Here is a 1,490-nt window from a genome sequence, read left to right on the forward strand (position 1 = left end):
CAGGGAACAGGGAACAGGGAACAGGGAACAGGGAACAGGGAACAGGGAACAGGGAACAGGGAACAGGGAACAGGGAACAGGGAACAGGGAACAGGGAACAGGGAACAGGGAACAGGGAACAGGGAACAGGGATGCAGTCGCTCATGGTTTGGGTTCTGTTTGGGTCACCTGCGTCCGCCCTGCATCCCTGTAAGCCCCGTGGAAACTACAACCGTTGCTCATGGGGGGGAGCCCATCATGAAGGCACTGGCTCCCTTCAGGTCGGCGCTGCATCGCTTAAAACCCTCTTTAGTATTACCTTTTGCCTTTTGCCTTTTGCCTTTTGCCTTTTGCCTTTTGCCTTTTGCCTTTTGCCTTAAAAGGATAAGCAATGTTGCTCAAACGCTGCTGATAATTGCTATAACCCGCAATTATCCTTTTACCAATTACTAAGGACTAACGACTATTTCTCTAACAACTTCCAGCCACCATCCCAGTCATCCTTAGGAGGTTCTTGAAGAAAACGCTGACAACGGCTCAGGTGCAATAAAGAGGCTTGGTCATCTTTGTCATATTTTTCTATAATGGTGCCAAACTCACCCATGGCTTGGGCGAACTGTCGCTGGAGGTAATACTGACGGCCTTTATCGTAATGTTCAATGATTCGTTCTTTGTACTCCGAAATCGGTTCAGATTTTAGACCCACCAATTCATAAATGGATACTGGCTTGGTCTTGCCCTTAACAATTACCTTGTCCAATTCCCTGGCCAAGATCTGTTCAGGACAGGCTCTGTAAGTATTTTCACTAATTAGGATGTCACAACCGTACTGCTTGCTAGCTGTTTCCAAGCGAGCACCTAAATTGACTCCATCACCAATAGAGGTAAACTCCATTCGTTTAGTTGAACCGATATTACCACTAATGACGCTATCGGAGTTGATCCCAATGCCGATCTTTAAAGGTTTTCGATTAGTTTCAACACGTTGCTGATTAAACTCTTTGAGACGGCGGCGCATCTCTAAAGCTGTTTGCACTGCTCTCCAAGCATGATCCTCTTGGGGCAAGGGCGAACCAAAAACAGCCATAATCGCATCGCCAATGTATTTGTCGAGGGTACCTTTATATTCAAAAATTGCATCCACCATCGACTCAAAATAGTCGTTGAGCATACGCACGACCTCTTCTGCCTTTAAACTTTCGGTCAAGGCAGTATAGCCACGAATATCGGAGAACAGAACGGATACCTCTTTGCGATCGCCTCCTAATTTATGGTCATCAAGCTTAAGTAATTCCTCTGCTAACTCCTGGGTCATATAGCGATACATGGTAGTCTTGAGGCGTTTTTCATCACTAATGTCATCCATGACTACCAATGCAGCATAGACATGGGTTTGATCGCTGGCATCAGCAATAGAGTTAATCGAAAGATTCACACAATGCTTGCTTGATTCTAACCCCTGGGAGATCAGGGTTTGGTCGGGGTAGTACTGACGGCTGTCTTTTGCTGTC

Annotated in this window: 1 protein-coding gene; it reads right to left on the reverse strand. The window is 46.3% G+C overall.

Annotated features, from left to right (window positions below; translation table 11 throughout):
* Positions 1 to 442 precede the first annotated feature (442 nt).
* Positions 443 to 1,490: adenylate/guanylate cyclase domain-containing protein (locus tag F6J94_RS33775; protein WP_293048300.1), on the reverse strand; the 1,048-nt coding region annotated here is incomplete at its 5' end.

The organism is Moorena sp. SIO1F2 (assembly GCF_010672755.1).
GTDB lineage: Bacteria > Cyanobacteriota > Cyanobacteriia > Cyanobacteriales > Coleofasciculaceae > Moorena.